Annotated in this window: 18 protein-coding genes; all 18 read right to left on the reverse strand. The window is 54.0% G+C overall.

Going from position 1 to position 23,423, the window contains the following annotated elements; translation table 11 throughout:
- Positions 1 to 23: 23 nt before the first annotated feature.
- The 18 genes from LG323_RS04390 to leuB all read right to left on the reverse strand — a co-directional run bounded on the left by LG323_RS04390 (position 24) and on the right by leuB (position 23,243).
- On the reverse strand, positions 24 to 1,313 hold the full coding sequence (locus tag LG323_RS04390) for an ATP-binding protein (RefSeq protein ID WP_404419379.1): 1,290 nt from the start codon (positions 1,311 to 1,313) through the stop codon (positions 24 to 26).
- Between the two features lie 2 nt (positions 1,314 to 1,315).
- Complete coding sequence (locus tag LG323_RS04395; RefSeq protein WP_404419381.1) at positions 1,316 to 4,240, reverse strand: chemotaxis protein CheB; 2,925 nt, start codon at positions 4,238 to 4,240, stop codon at positions 1,316 to 1,318.
- 3 nt (positions 4,241 to 4,243) lie between these two features.
- The gene (locus LG323_RS04400; protein ID WP_404419383.1) at positions 4,244 to 5,533 is read right to left on the reverse strand and encodes an ATP-binding protein; all 1,290 of its coding nucleotides are present in this window, start codon (positions 5,531 to 5,533) and stop codon (positions 4,244 to 4,246) included.
- 70 nt (positions 5,534 to 5,603) lie between these two features.
- On the reverse strand, positions 5,604 to 7,253 hold the full coding sequence (locus LG323_RS04405; RefSeq protein WP_404419385.1) for a methyl-accepting chemotaxis protein: 1,650 nt from the start codon (positions 7,251 to 7,253) through the stop codon (positions 5,604 to 5,606).
- A 248-nt stretch (positions 7,254 to 7,501) separates the two neighbouring features.
- Positions 7,502 to 8,659, reverse strand: coding sequence for an HD-GYP domain-containing protein (locus tag LG323_RS04410; RefSeq protein WP_404419387.1), 1,158 nt, complete (start codon positions 8,657 to 8,659; stop codon positions 7,502 to 7,504).
- A gap of 124 nt (positions 8,660 to 8,783) precedes the next feature.
- Positions 8,784 to 9,968, reverse strand: coding sequence for an O-succinylhomoserine sulfhydrylase (locus tag LG323_RS04415; RefSeq protein WP_404419389.1), 1,185 nt, complete (start codon positions 9,966 to 9,968; stop codon positions 8,784 to 8,786).
- An 11-nt stretch (positions 9,969 to 9,979) separates the two neighbouring features.
- Positions 9,980 to 11,503, reverse strand: a complete 1,524-nt coding sequence (purF, locus tag LG323_RS04420; RefSeq protein ID WP_404419391.1) for an amidophosphoribosyltransferase — start codon at positions 11,501 to 11,503, stop codon at positions 9,980 to 9,982.
- 11 nt (positions 11,504 to 11,514) lie between these two features.
- Positions 11,515 to 12,000: a CvpA family protein gene (locus LG323_RS04425; protein WP_404419393.1), complete on the reverse strand. Its 486-nt coding sequence runs from the start codon at positions 11,998 to 12,000 to the stop codon at positions 11,515 to 11,517.
- A 15-nt stretch (positions 12,001 to 12,015) separates the two neighbouring features.
- Positions 12,016 to 12,573 (reverse strand): SPOR domain-containing protein, encoded by a 558-nt coding sequence (locus LG323_RS04430; RefSeq protein WP_404419395.1) that lies wholly within the window; start codon positions 12,571 to 12,573, stop codon positions 12,016 to 12,018.
- Entirely contained in the window at positions 12,558 to 13,880 is a 1,323-nt protein-coding gene (gene folC, locus LG323_RS04435; RefSeq protein WP_404419396.1) for a bifunctional tetrahydrofolate synthase/dihydrofolate synthase, read from the reverse strand. Before folC ends, LG323_RS04430 begins: the two co-directional genes overlap by 16 nt.
- A gap of 7 nt (positions 13,881 to 13,887) precedes the next feature.
- Positions 13,888 to 14,751: an acetyl-CoA carboxylase, carboxyltransferase subunit beta gene (gene accD, locus LG323_RS04440; protein WP_404419398.1), complete on the reverse strand. Its 864-nt coding sequence runs from the start codon at positions 14,749 to 14,751 to the stop codon at positions 13,888 to 13,890.
- 95 nt (positions 14,752 to 14,846) lie between these two features.
- Complete coding sequence (trpA, locus tag LG323_RS04445; RefSeq protein ID WP_404419400.1) at positions 14,847 to 15,650, reverse strand: tryptophan synthase subunit alpha; 804 nt, start codon at positions 15,648 to 15,650, stop codon at positions 14,847 to 14,849.
- Positions 15,647 to 16,858, reverse strand: coding sequence for a tryptophan synthase subunit beta (gene trpB / locus LG323_RS04450; protein WP_310695614.1), 1,212 nt, complete (start codon positions 16,856 to 16,858; stop codon positions 15,647 to 15,649). The genes trpA and trpB overlap by 4 nt, the downstream gene beginning before the upstream one ends.
- 16 nt (positions 16,859 to 16,874) lie before the next feature.
- Positions 16,875 to 17,501 (reverse strand): phosphoribosylanthranilate isomerase, encoded by a 627-nt coding sequence (locus LG323_RS04455; RefSeq protein ID WP_404419402.1) that lies wholly within the window; start codon positions 17,499 to 17,501, stop codon positions 16,875 to 16,877.
- A 16-nt stretch (positions 17,502 to 17,517) separates the two neighbouring features.
- Positions 17,518 to 18,456 (reverse strand): tRNA pseudouridine(38-40) synthase TruA, encoded by a 939-nt coding sequence (gene truA / locus LG323_RS04460; RefSeq protein WP_404419404.1) that lies wholly within the window; start codon positions 18,454 to 18,456, stop codon positions 17,518 to 17,520.
- Between the two features lies 1 nt (position 18,457).
- Complete coding sequence (locus LG323_RS04465; RefSeq protein WP_404419406.1) at positions 18,458 to 20,791, reverse strand: FimV/HubP family polar landmark protein; 2,334 nt, start codon at positions 20,789 to 20,791, stop codon at positions 18,458 to 18,460.
- Between the two features lie 218 nt (positions 20,792 to 21,009).
- Entirely contained in the window at positions 21,010 to 22,116 is a 1,107-nt protein-coding gene (gene asd, locus LG323_RS04470) for an aspartate-semialdehyde dehydrogenase (protein WP_404419408.1), read from the reverse strand.
- Positions 22,117 to 22,157: 41 nt separating this feature from the next.
- Complete coding sequence (gene leuB / locus LG323_RS04475; protein ID WP_404419410.1) at positions 22,158 to 23,243, reverse strand: 3-isopropylmalate dehydrogenase; 1,086 nt, start codon at positions 23,241 to 23,243, stop codon at positions 22,158 to 22,160.
- Positions 23,244 to 23,423 lie beyond the last annotated feature (180 nt).

Below are 23,423 nucleotides of genomic sequence, written 5' to 3' on the forward strand. Positions count from 1 at the left end.
AAAGATTCCTTTAAAAAGCCTTATTATACCTGGGGCAGGGTAAAACAAAAACGACTGCCATGACCTTCACCTTCTGATTCCACCCAGATGCTGCCCCCGTGACGCTCCACAATTTTACGACAAACCGCCAGGCCGATGCCGTTCCCTTCATAATGATCCCGGGTTTGCAGGCGTTGAAAAACCTTGAACAGGCGCTTGAATTGCCTGGGATCAATTCCCAAACCCTGGTCATGGATACAAAACTGCCAGGCATTGAATTTTTCCTCCAGCTTCAGGGTAATCCGTGGACACTGATCCGGCTGGTGGTATTTGATGGCATTGCTGATCAGGTTTTGAAAAAGCCGCGTCAGTTCATCACGACTGGCGTAAACCTCGGGCCATGGCTCGGATTCCCAGTCAATCCGGGCCTGGGATTCCTCGATTTGCGGCCCCAGAAAAGCCAGAGCTTCGGCAATGGCAGCATGACTGGACACCTGGCTGCGGGGTTCCCCCTTGCGCCCGACCCGGGAATACTCAAGCAGGGACAGCAGCATTTGATCCAGACGCTGAGCCCCTGCCGTGGCAAAGTCGATCATGGTCCGGGCATCCGGGGTAAGGCTGTCACCCACCTGGCGCTCCAGCATTTGCAAATAGCTGTTGATCATCCGCAACGGCTGGCGGAGGTCATGGCTGGCCACATAGGCAAATTGTTCCAGTTCGGTATTGGATTCCTGCAGGGCCTGCTCATGGGCCAGCAGAGCCTGTTCGGATTGTTCGCGTTCATGGCGATCAATCAACAAAAGCAGGCTCTGGTCTTCCAGGCGCGTGCTATTGGGCAGAGGTATCCAATGGCCCTCAACTGCCAGCGAAGGCAGCCCTGGCTGACGCGGTTTCAAATGAAAATCCTGGCGTGCAGGTTCTGCTCCCTGCCCCAGACGCAGCAGGTCACTCAACCAGTCGCGACCGCGCGAATCCAGAAGTCGATACACCGAATGCTGACGCAGTTTGAGCGGTGACTGAAACCCGAAAAGCTCACTGGCCTGTTGGTTGGCTTGCTGGGTAACACCCTGCTTGTTGATCACCAAACCAGCCAGGGGCAAGTGTTCATAAAGCAGTGCATAGCGTTCTTTTTCCAGTTCCAGCTGTTCCTGGGTTTCCTGAAGGTGTTCGTTCTGCACTTTCAGTTCGGCTTCATAAATCCGCAGCTCTTCAATCAGGCGCTGCTGGTCATTGACTTGTGTGAGTAGATCCAGATCACTGGTTACCTCACCTTTTTGCAAGGCTTCCTGAGCTTCCTGGCGTAAAGCCTGATCCTGGGTTTTTTTTGAGTGCATTTTCAGGTCTCAATGAAGCTGTTATTGGCTTCCAGTTGGTTCCAGTGACTGATATTGATAAGGCTGACCACGGCCGACAGCTCATGCTGCCCGTAAATCGGGGCTGCATTCATAATATACCAGCGTTCTTGTGTTGCCGTATGGCAAGGGTACTTCATCACAAAAGAGGCCCGTTGACCTTCCAGAACTTCCTGTAAACCCTGCTGGGCTTCGATGGCCTCGGCAGACCGACCCTGCTGGTAGCGATGATCCGCCTGCAGGTGGTTGGCTCCCAGGGCTGTCAGCAACAGTTGCGGGTCTTCCTGGTCTTCGGAAAACTGCTGCCAGGCCTTGTTGATCAGGGCAATGGTGCCGTTTTTTTCCAGAACAGCCACTTTTTGCGGTAGCGCATCAAGGATGGCCTGCAAGCGCTTGTAATCATGAAAAGCCGTGATATCCACAAAGGAGGCCACCACTCCCTGATCCTTGCTGGAGGCAATGCGATAGGGCAAGAGCCTGACCAGATAGACCCGGCCCTCTTTGCTTTTCACTTCCTTTTCCACCACCTCCTCGGCTTGCAGAGTAAAGGCCAGATCATCCATCAGATCAAAGTAATCCAGTTGGTGGGTCAGGTGCTCCAGAGGGCGACCCAGGTCACTGGTGCGCAGGTTGAAGAGTCTGACGGCATCCGGGCTGAAGCGGGTCAGTTGCAGGCGACCATCCAGAAAGACGGTGGCAATGCCCACGGATTTGGCCATGCTTTCCAGATCCGCATTGAGGCGATTCAGCTGGCCGACTTTTTCCTGGTACTCAGCATTGACCGTGTTCAACTCTTCATTTACGGACTGCAGCTCTTCATTGGAGCTTTGCAGTTCTTCGTTGGAAGCCATCAGCTCTTCATTGGTCGCCTGCAACTCCTCGTTGGAGGTTTCCAGCTCTTCAATGGTTGCCTGCAGACTTTGACGGCTGGCTTCCAGCTCCTGCTGCAAGCTGGCAATTCGCTGGGTGTTTTCACTGTCAAGATTCAGCTCTTCGGGCTGGATTCCGGCCTCTTCAGTCGGGTGCTGGTCTTCTTCAAAACATAACAGCAGGTACTTTTGCCCGCCCTGGGTAATCAGTGGATGAGCCTTCAGACGCAACTGACGCTGATCCCCCTGACTGGTGAGAACCTGAAGCCGACTGGAAGTCAGCACCTGGTTTTCTTTCAGGGCTTTATAGATCAATGCCGACACCACAGGAACCAGGCTTTCCGGTAGAATTCGCCCGATCAACATGCTGACACTGCCCGGACGCAATGCAAAATACGGCTGGACCTGGCCAAAAAGATGGATGACTTCCTGATCCTCGTTGATCAGCATGGCCGGTGGTGCATAGTGATCCTGCAACTGCAAGGTGGCCGCATCGATAACTCTCTGATCCTGGTGCAGATGCTGGGTGGCATAGGGTTTGGGTGTCGAACGACGCAGGCTTTGCAGACCCGGCAGAATGCCCTGGGTTCGGGTCATCTCGGGGGCAGCAGCCAAGGGCTGATTGTTGCGCTGTAGAATTTTATGCTTGGAATCCAGCGTCACAAAACCCCGGTCAATCACATTACTGGACTCACTGGACCCCAGAAACAAGGCTCCACCTGGGCGGGTGGCATATTGCAGACGCTGCAATGCCCGTTCCTGGGCTTCGGGCTTGAAATAAATCAGAACATTACGACAGCTCACCAGATGCATGCGGGTAAAAGGCGGGTCGACGAGCAGGTTATGTCGTGCAAAAACAATACTCTGGCGCAGCTCGGGTTGCACTACATAGTGACTGCCCACCTGTTTGAAAAAACGCTCCAGGCGGGCCAGGGAAAGCTCTGCTGCACAGGATTCCGGGTAACTGCCCTGACCGGCAAAATCCACCACCAAAGGGTTCACATCCGTGGCAAAGATTTTCAGGTTCGGCCAACGCTGGGCTTTTTCAAAAGCTTCATGAAACAAAATCGCCAGGGAATAGGCTTCTTCTCCCGTGGAAGTACCCGCCACCCAGACCCGTAGGGTTTCACCCGAGGCGGTTTCTTCCACCAGTTGCGGAATAACCAGTTCGGCCAGTTTTTGGTAAGCCAGGGGGTCGCGAAAAAAACTGGTGACGGGGATCAGGAGTTCACGCCGCAGGTCGGCCACTTCTTCCGGGCTTTCCTGCAAGAGCTTATAGTAGCTTTGCAAGCTGACGAACTGTTTGACCTGCATGCGCCGCTGTATTCGTCGCATCACGGTTGCCAGCTTGTAGTCCCGAAAGTCGATCTGGCCCACATCTGCCAATAGCTGCAGTAATTTTTCCAGGATCACTTCTTCACTGTCCGGGCTGGACTGGGACTGAGCTGCAGGCAACTGCGGAGTGACTGTTGGGGTGAGAAAGTGTTCCACCAGGCGCTCACTCAAGCGTTCAGGTGGCAAAACCGCATCCATGACACCGGTGGCCAGAGCACTTTTGGGCATACCATCAAACTTGGCTGTTCGGGGGTCCTGCACCAGCACCAGCCCCCCTTCGGCATTGATACTGACTACACCACGGGAACCATCCGAGCCTGTGCCCGACAAAATGATGCCTGCTGCTTTTTCCTGGCGATTTTCTGCCAGAGAACGAAAGAATATATCAATCGGCAGGGTCAGGTGATGAGGGTCTTTACTGGACAACACCAGGTGTTTGTCCGTTAAGCGCATCAACACAGCCGGGGGAATCAGGTAAACATGATTCGGCTGTAACACCATACCGTCTTCCACGACCTGAATCGGCATGCGGGTATAACGGGCCAGGAGATCATGCATAATACTCTTGTGATCGGGGGACAGGTGTTGCACCACCACAAAGGCAGCCCCGGTGGTCTCGGGACAGGCTTTGAAAAACTGCTCCAGGGCTTCCAGTCCACCGGCTGAGGCACCAATACCCACCACAAAAAAATCATCTGAACCCATGCATCACCTGTTGTTATGGCTTGTCGTTGCAGCCCTGGCGGGCAAATCAAAAACCAGACAGGTTCCTGTATCCAGACCGTCTTCAATCCAGATCTCCCCACCTGCCTGTTTCACCAGCTTTTGTGCCAGTGCCAGGCCCATGCCCGTTCCCGGCGTGGAATTGGGAACCAGACGCGAAAAAAGCCCAAACACCTGATCCCGATATTCCGGTGCAATCCCCCGGCCATTGTCGGCAATACGAAAGTACACGCGTTCACCGCTTTGCTCGGCACGGATCTGAATACGCAGCACCTGATCTGGGAGTTGGTAACGCCAGGCATTGCTCAGAAGCACACTGAAAAGAAGCTGCAGTTTTTTGGCCGAAAAATCCACTTGTGGCAAGGGTTGCTGAATCTCCAGGTTCACTTCATCCGGGTTTAACTCAACGCTTTGGATTGCGGCCTGTAAACAGCTTTGGGTGTCAGCCAGCTTCCCAAAATCCACACCCAGGTGATCCAGGGACAAGTAGCGCTGAACATCTTTCACCAGATCGGAAAGACGTTTGGCCTGGGTATCGATAAACTCCAGGGACAACCGGGCTTTGTCATTGTTCACCAGATCCGTCTGGGTTTGCAAACGCTGGGCAAAACTCATCAGCCGCCGGGCGGGTTCCTGAAAGTGATGAGCCATGACTTCACTCAAACGGGTCAGCTCATTGTTCTTATCCTGCAGGGATGCCAGCAAACTGGCTTTCTCAGCTTCCAGGCGCTTGCGGCCTTGTATATTGATGATCAGTAGCATAATCACCAATGACTGGGCAGCAATCGCCAAAAGCAACGAATAGGTTTGCCAGCGTTTTCTTTGTGCGATTTCTTCGACCTGAGCATCCACCTTTTCCTCCAGCAGCACCTGATACTGCCAGAGTTCCTGCTCCTCATGACGATTCGGGGTGATGTCCTGAATAATGGACAAAAGCAGGCGCTGATCACCAAACCAGTAGGGCTGGGAGTGAACCTGCACCCGACGCTGCTCACCTGAAGCCAGGGCATGGCGGAAAATAAAATAATTCCGCCCCTGAGTTTCGGCCAGATGCCGCTCTTCTGCAACCTGTTCGGCATTGAAGGTATTGATCTGCTGAATCGTCATCTGCTGCAGTTGCTCTTGCGGGTAGCCGTAAAACACTGCAGCAGCCGGATTGGCTTGGACTATTTGCCCTGTTTCCGGCTCGATCAGCAGCATGATGACATTCTGCTGCTGAAAGACCTCCGTAAACTCGGGAAAAGACTGATCCGCCAGTAAGTGATTACCCAACATCCCAAAAGCAAAAGCCAGGATCCAGCAAGAAGCTTTTGTGATCTTAGTGGCCTTCACATGGCTTCTCCGGTCAATCTACATAAACCTTGAATTGTTTACGCAGTTCATCCAGCACCTGGGTGGTCTCCTGAACATGCTGGCTGGCAACAAAGGCCTGTTCCGCCTGGGATGCATTGCTGTCGGCCAGGCTGGCAATGCCTTCAACCGTTTCCGCCACTTCACGGGCAGCCATGGCCTGCTCCTTGAGAACGCTCTGGATATCCAGGGTGGCCTTGACCACTTTCTGGGTTTGCTGCTCGATCTCGGCCACCGATTGACCGGCACGCTTGGCCTTGTCAACACCGGCTTCCACCCGCTCAACACTGGACTGCATTTCATCCGCTGCTGCTTCGGTACGCTTCTGGATCTGGTTGACCATTTCAGTGATTTCCACCGTGGATTGCGCGGTACGTTCTGCCAGATTACGCACCTCATCAGCAACCACCGCAAAACCACGACCGTGCTCACCGGCCCGTGCGGCTTCAATCGCTGCGTTCAGAGCCAGAAGGTTGGTTTGCTCGGCAATTTCACGGATAGTGGAAACAATCTGACCGATATTGTCGGAGACGGCTTCCAGTTCCTTCAACTGCGCCGCGGAATCCTTGACAGTATCCGCAATGGCAGCAATTTCCTGGGTACTGGCATACACGGCTTCAGCACCGGCCTTGGAAACCTCACCAGCCTGCTGGGATGCTGAGTGGGCCGAGTTGGCATTTTCACCGATCTGATCCACAGAGGCAGACAGCTCTTCCAAAGCCGCAGCCATACTGGCCGAAGCGGAAGACTGCTCCTGAGCACCCCGGGAGGTTTCTTCACTGGCCGAGAGCATTTCCTGGGCAGACTGATTGAGTGAACGCGCCGACTGGGTCATCTGGAAGGCAATCTCAAACAGACGATTGCGCATCACCTGTACCGCATTGAAGACACTGCCGATTTCATCCAGGTTGCCCATGGGAGCCGGAGCCACCAGATTACCGGAACCAATTTCCCGAGCCACCTTTTGCAGTTCATTCAAGCGCCCGCTGTTCACGCGCAAGACCAGAAACAGCCAGAGAAAAGCAAAACCACCGGAAACCCCCAGACCCACCAGCAAGGGCATCATGGCTGTTTCGATGGCCGCATCAGTAATCGCCAGAAACTGCCAGCCGGTGATACCGGCCATGACGGTAAAGAAGAACACCAGAGGCAAAATGGCCGTGAGGGTCAGACTCATATTATTGTAGGCATATTTGATGCGCGCACCCAGCCCCGGCAGGTGATAGCCACCGGCCAGACGCCCGCCGCCACCTTCGCGCATTTTTTTGTATAAAACTTCAGCAGCCTGAATTTCAGCCTGAGTGGGCTGCAGACGCACACTCATGTAGCCGCCATCCGCACGCGGTGTGGCCGTGGCTTTCACCCAATAGTGATCGCCATTCTTGCGACGGTTCTTGACCATGCCCTGCCAGGCGCGACCTGCCTTCAAGGTTGCCCACATATCGCGAAAAGCTTCTTTGGGCATGTCCGGGTGACGAATAATATTGTGAGGTTTGCCGATCAGCTCTTCACGATTAAAGCCTGCATACTCAACGAACTCATCGTTGACGTAGGTAATCTGACCCTTGGCGTCAGTATGGGAAATAATCGCGCAATCCTTGCGAACCGGATATTCTTTTTGGGTAACGGGTTGGTTGTTGCGCACTGAGCGTCTCCTGCCATGATATAGATCAATTGTTGTACTAAAAGTTACATTAAGAATACACTTTCCATGAATCCAGTATAGCGTTTTCGTAAATTAAAATACTATAACAAAAATCAAAAAAACCTATCATTAGAATTATATTAATAAACAAAGACTTATCCGGCCTGATCAATTCAAGATCAAGCCGGATGCAGGGTTGTTGACAGGAGTAAAAATGAACGGGAGGTCAAGCAGCCAGGATTTCAGTGCTACTCAGCAATCGCCTTGCTGACATTGATATTCCAGAACAGAAAGGGCTGCAAGGGCCTGAGCAGGTCCTTGTTGAGGATTTTCTGGATCGCCAGTTGCGGTTCACTGGTATCCCGGCGTGGAGGCTGCATGTAAACCTGGCCACTGGAGGCCCGGATACCCGCACAAACCGGGGTATTGATGGCTTCGCCCTTGGCGGTCACCACCGCTGTATCACCATTTTTCAACAAGACCGGGGTTCCCGGTGGATACAGACCCAACTGACTTAAAAACACCTTGCCCAGGCGCGCATCCAGAAGCTGTGCTTCTTCGCCCAGCATTTGCTTCATAGCCTGGCGGGGGGATAGCAGCGGGCGATACTCCCTGGGTGCCGTCAGGGCTGCATAGCTGTCTGCCAAGGCCACCATGCGCGCTGTGTTGGTGATTTGCTTGTCCACCAGACCCTTGGGGTAACCGCTACCATCCAGCCTTTCATGGTGCTGGAGCACCGCATTCAGCCAGATGCTGTCCTCCACCCCCATCAGTTCCAATAACAGCACAGATTTTTCAGGGTGGTTGCGTATGGCTTCTTTTTGCTGGTCCGTCAGGGGTTTTTGCTGGTTATTGAGTTTTTCCTGCAGGTGCATCATGCCCAGGTTGGCTGTCAGGGTGGCCGCCAGGGCCGAAAGCAGTTTTTCCTTGCTGATTTTCAGAGGTCGGGCAACCACAGCCAGCAAGACTGCACAGCGCATGGGATGATCAAGGGTGGTGGGTATATCCCGTGGCCAGTGAGCCGCTCCGAGCAGCGCATTGGGTGACTTGTGAGCCAGGTGGATCAACTGGTCACCGATATCCAGCATGCTGCGCTGAAAGCCCTTGCCTGCCGTGTTTTTTTCAACCAGTTCAAAAGCCTGCCTGAGCTGCTCCAGCAGGTTTTCTATTTCCAGAAAGGGGTTGAGATCATTGGAGTAACGACGACGCTGGAAGTTGGTTTCATCCTGGCGGACAATCGTTTTTTCCTTGGGGTTGATGTAGCCCTGTGCCAGCAGGGCCTGAACCTGCTGTTCATTTTCCACCGGCGAACCTTTGGTCAATAGCACCACACCACTGTGGGTATAAACATTCAGTGGTGCCCGGTCACCAACAACCAGTTGACCTTTTGCTAGTTTTTCCAGCATTCGCTCTGCTCCTTGCACAGTATCTCTTAACAAAACATTAAGACAGTTTCACAGGCTAGCGAACTCACACTGAAATTTACAGTTGCATTACGCGACTATTGTTAACAAAAGGTAACCGGGTGCTCTAAAGAAGCCTTAATTTTGATAAATCGGCCTGAATATCGACAATATCTTCCAAACCCACGGCAATACGCACCAGGCCATCGGTAATCCCGGCTGCCGCTCGGGCTTCTGGTGTCAGCCGGGCATGCGTGGTGGTGGCCGGGTGGGTAATGGTGGTTTTGGCATCGCCCAGATTGCCGGTGATGGAGAGCATTGAGGTGGAGTCAATCACAGCCCAGGCGGCATCACGTCCACCGGCCACTTCAAAAGACAAGACCCCCCCGAAGGCCCGCATCTGCTTTTTGGCCAATTCATGCTGCGGATGATCGGGAAGCCCGGCATAGTGAACAGCAGCCACTCCCGGTTGTTTCTGCAGCCAGGTAGCCAATTGCAGGGCATTGGCAGAATGGGCATCCATACGCAGCTTGAGGGTTTCCAGACCCTTGAGAAACACCCAGGCATTAAAAGGACTCATGCAGGGGCCTGCAGTACGCACCACCCCGAAGACTTCAGCCATATCCTTTTCACGGCCCACCACGGCGCCACCGATTGCACGACCCTGACCGTCGAGGTACTTGGTGGCCGAGTGCACCACGACATCAGCACCCAGCTCCAGAGGTTTTTGCAGGGCGGGCGTACAAAAACAGTTATCGACCACCAACTTCAGGCCTTTGCTGTGAGCCAGCTCAGCCAGAGCGGGCAAATCAGCCAGTTCGCACAAGGGATTGGAAGGCGTTTCCACAAAGAAAAGACGGGTCTTGTCATTGCAGGCCGCTTCCCAGGCGGCAAGATCCTGAAGCTCCACAAAATGGGTGGTAATCCCAAAGCGGGTCATGTAGCGGTTGAACAGGCCCACCGTGGAACCGAACACACTGCGGGAACACACCACTTCATCGCCCTGATTCAAAAAGGCCATGCAAACCGCCAGGATCGCGGCCATACCCGAGCTGGTGGCCACACCCCGCTCAGCACCTTCCAGAGCCGCCAGCCGCTCTTCAAAGCAGGCCACTGTGGGGTTGGTGAAACGTGAGTAAATATTGACTTCGCCCGTCTCATTGGCAAAACACTCGGCAGCATGGGCTGCCGACTCAAACACAAAGCTTGAGGTGGTAAAAATGGGCTCGCCGTGTTCACGCTCGGCAGTGCGTCGGTGACCGCTGCGCAGAGCCAGGGTGGAAGTGCCCCAGTTATTCTTTTGTTCAGACATAATTATCTCTTTCAGGCTTCTTCAGCCGAACTATCGTTATGCAAATCAATGGCCGAATTCTCTTCATCATTCTGGCCATTTTTGGCGGCATCGTTGCGCTGATTTTCCAGACGACTCAAATAGGCGGCATCAATACCGCCAGTCACATACTGGCCATCAAAAACCGAGCAATCAAAACCATCCACTTCGGGGTTGAGCTCTTTACAGGCAGCCACCAGATCCTGGATGTCCTGATAAACCAGCCAGTCAGCCCCGATCAGCTCGCCCACTTCGTCTTCGGTTCGCCCGTGGGCAATCAATTCATGCGCTGCCGGCATGTCGATGCCATAAACATTGGGGTAACGCACCGCCGGAGCAGCGGAGGCAAAATAGACTTTTTTGGCACCGGCATCACGCGCCATCTGGATGATTTCGTTACAGGTGGTGCCGCGCACGATGGAGTCATCCACCAGCAGTACGGTTTTGTCTTTGAATTCCATGGAGATGGCATTCAGCTTCTGGCGTACGGATTTTTTGCGCAGGGTTTGACCGGGCATGATGAAGGTACGGCCAATGTAACGATTCTTGATAAAACCTTCACGATAGGTCACGCCCAGATGCTGGGCCAGTTCCAGAGCGGAAGTCCGGCTGGTATCAGGAATGGGAATCACCACATCAATATCGTGCTCGGGCATGACGCGGCGGATTTTCTCAGCCAGTTTCTCACCCATCTGCATACGCGCATGGTAGATATTGATGCCATCCATGATGGAATCCGGGCGAGCCAGATAGACGTGTTCAAAAATACAGGGAGTCAGGCTGGGTTTTTCCGCACACACCTGGCTGTGCAACTGACCATCACGATCGATGTAGATGGCCTCACCGGGTGCCAGATCCCGCACCAGTTCAAAACCGGCCACATCCAGAGCCACACTTTCCGAGGCAATCATGTACTCGGTGCCCTGTTCGGTTTCACGTTTGCCGTACACGATCGGGCGAATGCCGTTGGGGTCACGAAAGCCCACCAGACCATAGCCGCTGATCATGGCAACGGCGACATAGCCCCCCTCACAACGCTGGTACACCCGGCCAATTGCAGAAAACATGTCTTCAGCGGTCAGGCTCATGCCCTGTTTGCCCAGTTCGTGAGCAAAAATATTCAAGAGCACTTCCGAATCGGAGTTGGTGTTGATGTGGCGCAAATCCGCCCGGAACAGTTCTTCGGTGAGGGCTTCGGAATTGGTCAGGTTGCCATTGTGCGCCAGGGCAATCCCATAAGGTGAATTGACGTAGAAAGGCTGGGACTCAGCCTCACTGGAAGATCCAGCCGTCGGGTAGCGAACATGGCCGATGCCCATGTCCCCGGTCAGGCGCTTCATGTGGCGGGTACGAAAGACATCCCGAACCAGGCCGTTGCTTTTACGCAAGAAGAAGCGCCCCTGATCACAGGTCATGATACCTGCAGCATCCTGCCCGCGATGCTGCAACACGGTCAAGCTATCAAACAACATCTGATTGACCGGCTCATGAGCCAAAATACCTGCTATTCCACACATGAAGCTTTCACCTATTCGCTGATATAATCATCTAAATGGGAGGCACTGAAATCACGCACCTCTTCCATATAGGGCATTAACCTCGATTCCTGCCAAAGGCTGTGCTGGCGTACATCGGTCAGACTGGCAACGGCCACACCCAGAACGATAATCACCACACCCCGGACAGCACCAAACAAGATACCCAGAATTCTGTCCAGTTTGCCCAGCCCGATTTTCTCGATCAGGGTGCCACAAGCTGAACAAATCACTTTACTCGCCAGCAGTACAACGATGGTAATCGTGACGTAGGCTGCCGCCAGCTGCAGGCCCGGATCGGCCAGCAGGGAAGCAAAAATCGGAGCCACCTGTTGCCCCAGCATGCGGGCGGCCAGCAAGGCAGCCACCCAGCCTGCCAGAGATAAAACCTGTTGCACAAAGCCTTTCCAGAAAGCCAGCAATACCGAAGACAACAAAATAACCAAAAAAACAATATCCAGAGAATTAAAACCCATCATCTTCCTTACTGCTCCTTAATCATCCAGGTTGGGTAAACTGCCTTCTTTACGGGCTACATTTTCAGGAACATAGTCGGTCAGGAGGGTTTTCATGCCCAGCTCCTGAAGTAATTGATCCTGTTGATTGCGTGCTTGTTGCTGATCAATGTAAGGGCCTACAAAAACCACGGCCAGGTTATTGATTTTGCGCCAGTAAGGCTGATAGTTCTGTTCCTGCAAACGACCCACCAGGCGTTTGGCATTGGCGGCTTCAGAAAAGCTGGCCACCTGAATGGCCCAGGCTTCCACGCCCCCTTCCGGACTCAGCTGCATGGCTGAAGAAGGCTCTGAAGAGCTGCGGGTTTGCTGCTGGCTGAGGGTTTGTTTTTCCTCATCCGTCAGAGCATCGTCAACTTCGGGAGGCTCGGGACGGGCCACCTCAACCTCAACTGGTTCAGGTGCCGGTGGTGTGACAATTTTATCAGAAACAGGGGCGGGCAAACGCTCTTCTTCCAGAACGAAGGGTAAAAAAATCACCGCCAGAGCAATCAGGGCCAGAGCGCCGATCAGTCTTTCTTTCAAACCGTAACGCATGAGCTTCTCGTATCTGCCTGCAAGGCATCCAGAAAAAGGGCCACTGTAAAGAAAGAACCCAAAACCACAACCTGGTCAAACTCTCCAGTACCCAGTAATTGCTGAGCCCGGCTAAAAACCTGACGCCCATCCGCCTGCGTAAAAACATCCAGCACCCTGCCACCCTTGCTTTCCAACAAGGTTTTGAGTTTTTCCGGCTGTTCGGCTCGAGGTGTCGGCAAGGCTGTGACCAACCAGGCATCCACCTGGGCAAGCAGTGGACTCAGGGTCGCGGCCTGATCTTTATCCGCCATCATGCCGACAATTGCCAGGCGCCGACAAGGCTTTTCCTGTGCCAGTTGCTGGCTGAGATAGTCAGCAGCCTGTGGATTGTGAGCCACATCCAGCAACCAGGCTCCCTGGCGTTGCATGCGACCCGTGACTCGGGCTTGACTCAAACCTTGTTTGATGGCCTCTTCACTGACCGGCAAACCACTCAACAACACAGCCTGAACAGCGGTTGCGGCATTGTCTCTGGGTAACTGCGGCCAGGGTAAACCGGGTAATTCCAGGGCCTGTCCCTGATCGTCACTCCCCTGCCAGCACCAGGTTTGTTGCTGATCCTGCTGGTTGAATTCCCGACCCAGCTGATAGATCGAGCAACCCAGGGCAGTGGCCTGCTGACGAACGGAAGCAGGTAGCTGGCGACTGCCCAGAACAGCGGCTTGCCCAGGACGGAAGATACCGGCTTTTTCAAAACCGATGCCTTCCAGGTCATCACCTAGGTATTCCTGATGATCCAGAGCCACAGTGGTTACCACAGCCACATCGGCATCCACCAGGTTGACTGCATCCAGACGACCACCCAGACCCACTTCCAGCAACCAGAGATCCAGGTCGGACTGATTGAAAATCACCAGGGCGGCCAGAGTGGCAAATTCAAAATAACTGAGGGAAATCTCGGCACGGGCTGCTTCAATTTTTTCAAAAGCAGCAATGATGGCCGCATCCGTGACGGGCTGACCCTGGATTTGAATACGCTCATTAAAATGCAGAAAATGCGGTGAGGTATAACTGCCCACCTTCAGACCCGCTGCCAGAGCCATGGCCTGGGTCATGGCCAGGGTTGAGCCTTTGCCATTGGTGCCAGCAAAAGTGATCGTACGGGGACGCTCAGGGCTGCTTTGCAAAGGCAACTGCAAACGCCGGGCAACCTGCCCCACTCGTTCCAGCCCCAGGTCAATTTCCCGGGAGTGCAGGTTTTCCAGGCGCTGCAGCCAGACTGTCAGCGCAGTGGAGGAAGCCCGGTCAGTGTCTGTGTCCTTCACGAAGCAATCAAGCTGCGGGCTGATGGGTCATCTTGCGCAGCAGGTCAGCCAGCTTGGAGCTCATCTCATGGCGATGAATAATCATGTCCACGGTGCCGTGCTCCAGCAGGAACTCTGCGCGCTGAAAACCTTCAGGGAGTTTTTCGCGAACGGTTTGCTCAATGACCCTGGGACCGGCAAAGCCGCACAAGGCAAAAGGCTCGGAAACATTCAGGTCACCCAGCATGGCCAGGGAAGCCGACACACCGCCGTAAACCGGGTCGGTCAAGACGGAGATATAGGGAACACCGCCTTTTTTCAGGCGCTCCAGAGCGGCTGAGGTTTTCGCCATCTGCATCAGTGAGAAGAGCGCTTCCTGCATGCGGGCACCGCCGGAAGCAGAGAAACAAATCAGAGGAATCCGCTCTTTCAGCGCCAGTTCTGCAGCGCGGACAAACTTCTCACCCACCACGGAGCCCATGGAGCCGCCCATGAAGTTGAATTCAAAGGCCACGGCCACCACTGGCAGGCCGGTCAGCTCGCCACGCATGGCAATCAGGGCATCCTTCTCACCCGTGGATTTCTGGGCTGCGCTCAGACGATCCTTGTACTTTTTTGAGTCCTTGAATTTCAGGCGATCAACCGGCTGCAGATCGGCAGCCAGTTCCTCGGCTGTTTCTTTATCCAGAAAGCTTTCCAGGCGTTTACGCGCTGTGATACGCATATGGTGGTTACATTTCGGGCAAACGTGCTGGTTTTTTTCCAGTTCAGGACGGTAAAGGGCGGCTTCACACTTGGGGCATTTACGCCACAGGCCTTCGGGTACATTGGCCTTGCGCGAAACATCGTCAGAACGAATGATGGAAGGAACAATTCGATTTAACCAGCTCATAAATTCATCAACCTGCTAATCAATTATCTAGGGTAGGCGGCAATGTCCAGCATTTTACCTTAAATCACCATCCACAGGGAAACCCGGGTCTGAAATCAGGCATCCAGTGCCTGGCGCATTTCACTCAGAACCTCTTTGAGGACGGGCGCAATCTTTTCAGGCTGATCCGCCAGTTCGGCAATACGACTGACCAGAGCACTGCCCACAATCACTCCGTCGGACACCTCCGCCAGAGCACGGGCTGTTTTCCCGTCCCGGATACCAAAACCCACGGCCAGGGGAAGATCGGTCATGTTGGCAAACTCTTCCAGCTTGGCTGCCACAGCAGGGACATCCAAAGTGGCCGAACCTGTCACCCCCTTCAGGGAAACATAATAGAGATAACCACTGCCCGCTGCGGCTATTTTACGTGCCCGCTCCAGCGTGGTCGTGGGAGCCAGCAGAAAGACCGAGTCCATTTCCTGACCTTTAAGCAGCTCAGCGAAGTCTTCCGCTTCTTCGGGAGGCAGATCCACCACCAGAACACCATCCACGCCCGCCATGGCAGCTGCTTTGACAAAGGTGTCATAACCGATGGCCTCAATAGGATTCAGGTAACCCATCAGCACAACAGGGGTTTTCTGGTCGGTTTTGCGAAACTCGGTCACCAGCTTGAACACATCCAGGGTACTGGTGCCGTGTTGGAGTGCTCTTTCACAGGCTTTTTGAATCACCGGCCCATCCGCCATGGGATCAGAAAAAGGCACCCCCAGCTCAAGAATGTCGGCACCGGCTTCCACCAGGGCATGCATCAGCTCGACCGTGTATTCGGGTGCGGGGTCACCTGCGGTGATGTAGGGAATCAGGGCCTTGCGACCTGATTTTTTTAGTTCGGCAAAGGTGCTTTGAATACGGCTCATAAGGTAATCCCCTGCATGGCGGCCACGGTCATAATGTCTTTGTCACCCCGACCGGAAAGATTAACCACCAGATGTTGATCAGAACTCATCGTGGGTGCCAGCTTTTTGGCATAGGCCAGGGCGTGTGCGGATTCCAGGGCAGGAATGATGCCTTCGAAATAACACAGATCCTGAAAGGCATCCATGACTTCTTTATCCGTAGCGACTTCGTATTTCACTCGACCAATATCTTTCAGATAAGAATGCTCTGGCCCCACGCCAGGGTAGTCAAGCCCGGCAGAGATGGAGTGGGTTTCAATAATCTGGCCCGCTGCATCTTCCATCAAATAAGTGCGGTTACCATGCAGAACGCCAGGGCGACCGGCATTCAGAGGTGCTGCATGACGCCCGGTTTCCAGACCATCGCCACCCGCTTCAATACCGTACATGGCGACATCATCGTCGGTCAGGAAGGGATAGAAAAGACCCAGGGCATTGGAACCACCACCGACACAGGCAATCAAGGCATCCGGCAAACGCCCGATCTGATCCAGGCACTGCTGACGGGCTTCACGCCCGGCCACGGCATTGAAGTCACGCACCAGCTTGGGGTAAGGATGAGGGCCAGCAACCGTGCCGATGATGTAGAAGGTATCATCGACATTGGTCACCCAATCCCGTAGAGCTTCATTCATGGCATCCTTGAGGGTTTTGGAGCCGGATTCCACAGGAATGACCTCAGCACCCAGCAGCTTCATGCGATAAACATTGGGGGATTGGCGTTGAACATCATCGGCCCCCATATAAACCTGACACTTCAGGCCCAGACGGGCCGCCACAGTGGCTGTCGCCACGCCATGCTGACCGGCACCGGTTTCGGCAATCACCCGTGGCTTACCGGAATACTTGGCCAACAAAGCCTGACCCACGGTGTTATTCACCTTGTGGGCACCGGTATGGTTCAGGTCTTCACGCTTCAACCAGATTTGCGCCCCACCCAGGTGTTGAGACCAGCGCTCGGCTGGATACAGGGGAGATGGGCGTCCGACATAAAGCGCCAGATCCCGGTCAAACTCGGCCTGAAAATCAGGATCAGCACTCAAGCGGGTGTATTGTTCGTCCAGTTGTTCCAGAGCAAAGCTCAGGGTTTCGGAGACAAAACGACCGCCGTACTTCCCGAAATGGCCTCGGGCATCAGGCAGTTTTAACAAATCAGCATATTTGGACACGTCTACACCTCGGGTTTTAATGATCGCCAGGAGCAAGATTAGCGATGAATTCGGTCATTTTGGTTGGGCATTTTATACCCCGGCTGGCTTCGACTCCACCGGAGACATCCACCGCATAAGGCTGAGTGGCCTGAACAGCCTGCCGGATATTGTCCGGGGTCAGACCACCGGCCAGTATCCAGGACTGGTCAGTACCACCGGGAAAACGTTTCCAGTCAAACTGCTCACCGGTCCCACCGGGAACGCCCGGCTGATAGGCATCCAGCAAAAAACCTTTTGCAGTGGGCCAGTTACGGGCTTCAACAACCGGATCCAAATTCGGCTTCATGCGCAGGGCTTTGATGTAAGGGCGATGAAATTGCCGACACAAGGCTTCGTCTTCATCGCCATGAAATTGCAACAAATCCAGTGGAACCCGGCTCAAGACAGCCTCGACCCATTCCGGCTCAGGATTGACAAACAAACCCACCGTCACCACAAAAGGGGGCACGGCCTGCATCAGTTCAACGGCCTGGTCGATGGTCACAGCACGGGGGCTGGGTGGATAAAAAACCAAGCCCAGGGCATCTGCACCCGCCTTCACGGCAGCCTGAATATCTTCAGGGCGGGTCAGACCACAGATTTTACAACGGGTTCTTTGCATTGTCCGCACGGACTCATCAGTATTGGACATCAGGCCGAACAGCCCCTCGGGTCAGATCACTACGATACCACTCCGGCAGAAACTCTGGATAGGGAGCATCCAGGTTTTCATCCGCAAGCAGGGTTAAGAAATTCGGGCCCAAGGGCTCCAGTGGCAGCTTGAACTCGCGCGGATAGAGCGCCGCCACAAAATACAGGCCTGCAGCAGGTGCGGTAATCCCAGCCTGGGCTCTTTGCCTGCGGGCCAGAAGTTCATCCACCCATTGAATGGGCTTCTCACCGCGACCAATCTTGATCAGGGTACCGACAATATTGCGCACCATATGATGCAAAAAGGCATTGGCCTGAATATCCACAATAATCATGTCTCCCCGGCGCAGCACCTTGATGAAATGCATGTGGCGCCAGGCAATTTTGGACTGGCAGCGGACCGAGCGAAATGCGGAAAAATCCCGTTCGCCCAGTAACAGCTGAGCCGCCTCATGCATCTTCTCGGCATCCAGGGGTTGATTCCACCAGGTCACCTGGTCATGCATTATGGAAGGTCGGGTGCGGTGATTATAAATGATGTAGCGGTAACGTCTGGCCAGAGCCGAATGGCGGGCATGAAAAGAAGCAGGAACCGGGCGGGCCCAGCGCACCCGTATAGCCGACGGCAGCTTGCCATTGACACCCAGTGTCCAGGCTCTTTCCGGCAGAGCCTTGCCAGTGTCCAGATGCACCACCATGCCACTGGCATGCACACCGGCATCGGTACGCCCGGCGCACATAACAGAAATCGGCTCACCGGCCAGTTGGGTCAAGGCTTTTTCAAGCAAGGGTTGCACACTGGGAATGCCTTCGCGCTGGGTTTGCCAGCCACGGAATTCACTGCCCTGGTATTCAACACCCAGGGCCAAGCGACCTGCCCTGGCCTGGGTTTCATCAAAAAGCTGGAAAGGATCGAGCAAATCCATATCAGGAGCTTAAAGACTCCAGCATCTGCTTGGCGGTGGCCTGTTGATCTGCATCCCCTTCAGCAACCACTTTTTCCAGTATTTCCTGAGCCCCGTCCTTGTCACCCATTTCAATGTAGGCAGTCGCCAGATCCAATTGGGTGTTCATATCGCCGTCGTTATCACTGAAGTCCAGGTCATCCCCCAGATCAGCCAGGTCACTCAGGTCATCCAGATCACCCCAGTCTTCATCATCGGGCTGCTGGGATTCTTCGTCCTGACCCAGCTCTGACAACTCATCAGTCAAAGTGGAGAGTTCTTCATCAACACCGGGAGCACGCACCTGCTCCTGACCTTCTTTTTCTTCATGAGGGGAGTCGTCGGAAGTATCCAGATTAATTTCATCCAATGCAGACATAAAATCATCGGCATCCGACTTGTAATCAACCGGTTCAAAGTCCTGAAGATCCGATTCATCTTCACTCAATTCTTCATCCGCCAGAGGTTTTTCCAGATCCAGTTCCAGATCCAGGTCTTCAGCTTCATCCTCGGCCAGTTCTTCCAGGTCAGACAAATCGTCATCAAGGTCTTCTTCCTGACTGGGTTCCAGAGGCGGTTTTTCAGTCAGAACCTCATCCAGCTCAGCTTCCAGGTCGTCCAGATCAGTGGATTCATCCAAACCTTCCAGGTCTTTCAGATCTGTTTCGTCTTCGGCTGGCTCTTCACTGGATGCCTCTTCGCTTTCTTCCGGGCCGAAAATATCATCCAGATCCAGGTCATCCAGATCTTCGTCTGGTAATTCCATTTCTCCCAGATCTTCTGCTTCGGCCTCTTCACTGGCCGCAACGGAAGCCGCAGCACCGGCGGTGGCAGCACCCGCTGCAGCGGAGGCGGATTTTTGCAGTAGTTCCGCCAGTTCTTCAGCTCTCTGACGGTTTTCGGGTGAAGGGTTCTGGGCTTCAAGTTGCTGCTTTTGCAGCAGAAAGGTGTCTTCATCATTCAGCTCAACGAGCACTTCCAGAAGCTTAACCCGCAGATCTTCACGCTCAGGGCTATTGGCCAAAGCCTTGTGCAGGAAGCCGGCCGCCTGTTCCAGGCGTCCATAGGCAATAAACATTTCTGCTTCCTGCAGAGGATCACGTTCTTTTTTACTTTCTTTTGCCGGAGTGGGCGGAGGGGGTTCCGGCATGTCTTCCAGTTCCGAGAAATCCTCATTCAGATCCAGATCGTCCAGGTCATCATCCAGGCCGAGGTCATCCAGATCCTCCAGAGGCTGAGCATTCAGGTCGCGATTGAAATCATCCGGCTGGGCATTAGTATCCATCATGGAATGCAGCTCTTCTTCGCGACGCCGGAGTTCATCGGCTTCCGCCTGCTCTTTCAGCTGTTGGGCGAGTTTGCGGCGTGTGGCAATCAGGGCCAGAAGCAAGAGGAAAAGGAGAAGCACCAGGCCACCCAAAGCAGCCAGAATCAGGGGTTGACGCTGCAGAAGACCCAGCAGATCTTCAGACTGAGCTGTTTCAGACTGCTGGTTTTCAGTCCGGGAAGGAGCTGACTGGGATTGCGACTGAGCGGCTGAACGATCAGCCAACTGGGTCTCCAGTTCGTCCAGTTGCTCATCCTTGAGGCGTAAAAGCTGTTGCAGGGTATCCAGTTGTTCCTGCATTTCCGAAAGGCGTGTGGCCAGTTCATCCTTTTCACGCTCGACACGATGCAGGCTGTCTTCACTTTGTTCCAGACGGGTTTCCAACTCCCCGATCAGGGCTTGCTGTTCATTCGTTTCACCAACAGTGCTGAGCTGGAGTTCACCTTCAGCTTCTTCATTCGGGGCGGTGCTGTCAGGTTCATCCGACTGACCCGACTGCTCCTCTGGCTCGGAGCGCTCTTCCTGAGCCGGTGCCGGGGATGTACGCCCGGCAACCCAGGCCTGGTTTTGACGGCGAACGGCTTCTTCCGCCTGCAGGGCGGTTCGGCTGCGCATGGCCGTTGCAGAGGGAATAATCAGGCTGGAACCGGCTTCCATTTCATTGATATTGCCGGTCGGAAAAGCAGACGGGTTGGCATCACGAATGGCCAGCATGGCTTGCTTGATGGTGATATTGCGGGCCGGTCGATTGGTGCGGGCAATACTCCAGAGGGTGTCGCGGGGGCCGACACTGATGCGGTTTTGGCCGGAGCCGCTGCGCGTTGAGGTCTGGGCAGTGGCGGTTGCCAGTTCTTCAGCTGTTAAAGCGGCAGGAGTCGAGTGAAGCTGTGATCCTTCCCACAAAAAATCCGTTGCCTTGTCCGTTGCGGCAACGCTCAGGGGAACCAGAGCAAATCCTGCCATGATCAGAAAACTACGCCAAGAACGCATTTTATTAACCTTCCTCTGCATACCCTGCCCCATTTCGTATTCTTTATGCCTAAGTAGAAAAAACGTCACTACTTTTATGGATAGGCTGTTTTTAACAGTTTTTCAGCAGTTTGTCATTGCTGTTTAGCGTTTTTTGTTGGTTGCTTGAAGATGTTGACCAGCAAAAAAAGTGGGTTGCCTTGAACAACAACCCACTTCTTTCAGCCTGACCTGCTCGCTTATCTGTGCAGCAGGATATGCAACATGCGGCGCAGAGGTTCAGCAGCACCCCAGAGCAGCTGGTCGCCCACAGAAAAAGCCGACAGGTACTGAGACCCCATATTCATCTTGCGCAGGCGACCCACGGGAACATTCAGGGTGCCGGTCACCTTGGTTGGGCTCAATTCGGCAATCGAGGCTTCGCGCTCGTTAGGAATGACTTTCGACCACTGGCTATGCTCTGCCAGCATCTCTTCAATTTCATCCAGAGGCACATCTTTCTTCAACTTGATGGTGAAGGCCTGGCTGTGGCAACGCATGGAGCCGACCCGTACGCAGATACCATCAATGGGAATGGGCTGACCATTGGTGCCCAGAATCTTGTTGGTTTCCACATGGCCTTTCCACTCTTCCTTGCTCTGACGGCTTTCCAACTGCTTGTCGATGTAGGGAATCAGGCTGCCACCCAGAGGCACACCAAACTGGTCGGTCGGAAAGTCAGGAGAGCGCATGGCTTCAGCCACCTTGCGATCAATATCCAGAATGGCAGAAGAAGGATCAGCCAGTTCTGTTTTGACACTATCACGGATACTACCCATCTGGTTGAGCAGCTCACGCATGTTCTGGGCACCGGCACCGGAAGCGGCCTGGTAGGTCATGGAAGTGGTCCATTCCACCAGTTGCTGATCAAACAAGCCACCCAGACCCATCAGCATCAGACTGACTGTACAGTTACCGCCAACAAAGGTTTTAACCCCGGCTTCCAGGCCCTTGTCGATGACATCGCGGTTGACCGGATCAAGCACGATGATGCTGTCATCCGCCATTCGCAGAGTAGAAGCAGCATCAATCCAGTAGCCTTTCCAGCCGGCTTCACGAAGAGGGCCATAAACTTCAGTCGTGTAATCACCACCCTGGCAGGTAATGACCACATCCAGTTTTTTCAGAGCATCCAGGTCTTTTGCACTTTGCAGAGGCTGACCGTCAGGACCGGGTTTGCCCGCCTGAGAAGTGGTAAAATACACCGCTTCAATCAGATCAAAGTCTTTTTCTTCCTGCATCCGCTGCATTAAAACGGAGCCGACCATACCGCGCCAGCCGACCAGACCTACCGTTAATTTGCTCATAAATACCTATACCTCAATTCTGTGTTTATTTAGAACGCGATTTAAAGCGCCTTCAGTGCCTTGACCACGGCAGTACCCATTTCCTGAGTGCCTACTTTGCGGGTGTCTGCAGACAGGATATCAGCAGTACGCAACCCCTGATCCAGAACCTCACTGACTGCCTTTTCAATCTTGGCAGCGACTTCAGCCTCACCAAAAGAATAGCGCAATAACATGGCAACTGACAAAATTGTTGCCAGAGGGTTGGCCATACCCAGCCCGGCAATATCCGGCGCGGAGCCATGGCAGGGCTCATACATGCCCTTGGCATTTTCATCCAGGGAAGCCGAAGGCAACATACCAATGGAACCGGTCAGCATGGCTGCTTCATCGGAAAGAATATCACCGAACATATTACCGGTAACGATGACATCAAACTGCTTGGGTGCCCGTACCAGCTGCATGGCCGCGTTATCCACATACATGTGCGACAACTCGACATCCGGGTAATCCTTGGCCACTTCTTCCATCACATCACGCCAGAGCATGGTAACTTCCAGAACATTGGCCTTATCCACGGAGCAGACTTTCTTGTTGCGCTTGCGGGCCATTTCAAAAGCGACTTTACCAATGCGGCGAATTTCACTTTCGGAATAAACGTAGGTGTTGAAGCCTTCTTTTTCGCCGTTCTCCAACTCACGAATTCCGCGTGGCTGGCCGAAATAAATGCCGCCGGTCAATTCACGCACGATCATGATATCCAGACCGGACACCACTTCCGGCTTGAGGCTGGAGGCTTCAGCCAGCTGCGGATAAAGAATGGCAGGGCGCAGATTGCCAAACAGCTTCAGCTCCTTGCGCAGACCCAGCAGACCGCGCTCGGGGCGCTTGGAAATATCCGGCAGCTTGTCCCACTTGTGACCCCCCACTGCGCCCAGCAAAATGGCATCAGCGGCTTTGGCCTTGTCCAGGGTTTCCGGGGGCAAGGGTTCACCGCAGGCATCATAACCGGCACCACCGACCAGACCTTCTTCCCAGTCAATCGCCAAACCCAAGTGGTCACGACAGACTTCCAGAACCTTCACCGCCTCGGCCGTGATCTCGGGGCCGATGCCATCACCGGGTAAAACCAGAATTTTTTTGCTCATAATCTTCGTCTCTAAATTGGCTGTAAAAAACTACGTGGCTCACTCAAAGTGCCGCTTTTATAAGGTAGCCTGCTTCTCAGGTGGCTGTTCTATCCTGAACAGACACCTGCGCTCGGCTTCCTGCCTCACTGACGCAGACCACCTTATCGCGGCTTACCAAGCAAGAACCTCTGAGCAACG

Origin of the sequence: Marinospirillum sp. (assembly GCF_044810985.1) — a bacterium.
GTDB lineage: Bacteria > Pseudomonadota > Gammaproteobacteria > Pseudomonadales > Halomonadaceae > Marinospirillum.

Bases quoted from the DNA above. Each gene is read 5' to 3' on its own strand.
- LG323_RS04390 (WP_404419379.1), bottom strand. From the start codon at position 1,313: ATGCACTCAAAAAAAACCCAGGATCAGGCTTTACGCCAGGAAGCTCAG.
- LG323_RS04395 (WP_404419381.1), bottom strand. From the start codon at position 4,240: ATGGGTTCAGATGATTTTTTTGTGGTGGGTATTGGTGCCTCAGCCGGT.
- LG323_RS04400 (WP_404419383.1), bottom strand. From the start codon at position 5,533: ATGTTGGGTAATCACTTACTGGCGGATCAGTCTTTTCCCGAGTTTACG.
- LG323_RS04410 (WP_404419387.1), bottom strand. From the start codon at position 8,659: ATGCTGGAAAAACTAGCAAAAGGTCAACTGGTTGTTGGTGACCGGGCA.
- LG323_RS04415 (WP_404419389.1), bottom strand. From the start codon at position 9,968: ATGTCTGAACAAAAGAATAACTGGGGCACTTCCACCCTGGCTCTGCGC.
- purF (WP_404419391.1), bottom strand. From the start codon at position 11,503: ATGTGTGGAATAGCAGGTATTTTGGCTCATGAGCCGGTCAATCAGATG.
- LG323_RS04425 (WP_404419393.1), bottom strand. From the start codon at position 12,000: ATGATGGGTTTTAATTCTCTGGATATTGTTTTTTTGGTTATTTTGTTG.
- LG323_RS04430 (WP_404419395.1), bottom strand. From the start codon at position 12,573: ATGCGTTACGGTTTGAAAGAAAGACTGATCGGCGCTCTGGCCCTGATT.
- accD (WP_404419398.1), bottom strand. From the start codon at position 14,751: ATGAGCTGGTTAAATCGAATTGTTCCTTCCATCATTCGTTCTGACGAT.
- trpA (WP_404419400.1), bottom strand. From the start codon at position 15,650: ATGAGCCGTATTCAAAGCACCTTTGCCGAACTAAAAAAATCAGGTCGC.
- LG323_RS04455 (WP_404419402.1), bottom strand. From the start codon at position 17,501: ATGCAAAGAACCCGTTGTAAAATCTGTGGTCTGACCCGCCCTGAAGAT.
- truA (WP_404419404.1), bottom strand. From the start codon at position 18,456: ATGGATTTGCTCGATCCTTTCCAGCTTTTTGATGAAACCCAGGCCAGG.
- LG323_RS04465 (WP_404419406.1), bottom strand. From the start codon at position 20,791: ATGCGTTCTTGGCGTAGTTTTCTGATCATGGCAGGATTTGCTCTGGTT.
- asd (WP_404419408.1), bottom strand. From the start codon at position 22,116: ATGAGCAAATTAACGGTAGGTCTGGTCGGCTGGCGCGGTATGGTCGGC.
- leuB (WP_404419410.1), bottom strand. From the start codon at position 23,243: ATGAGCAAAAAAATTCTGGTTTTACCCGGTGATGGCATCGGCCCCGAG.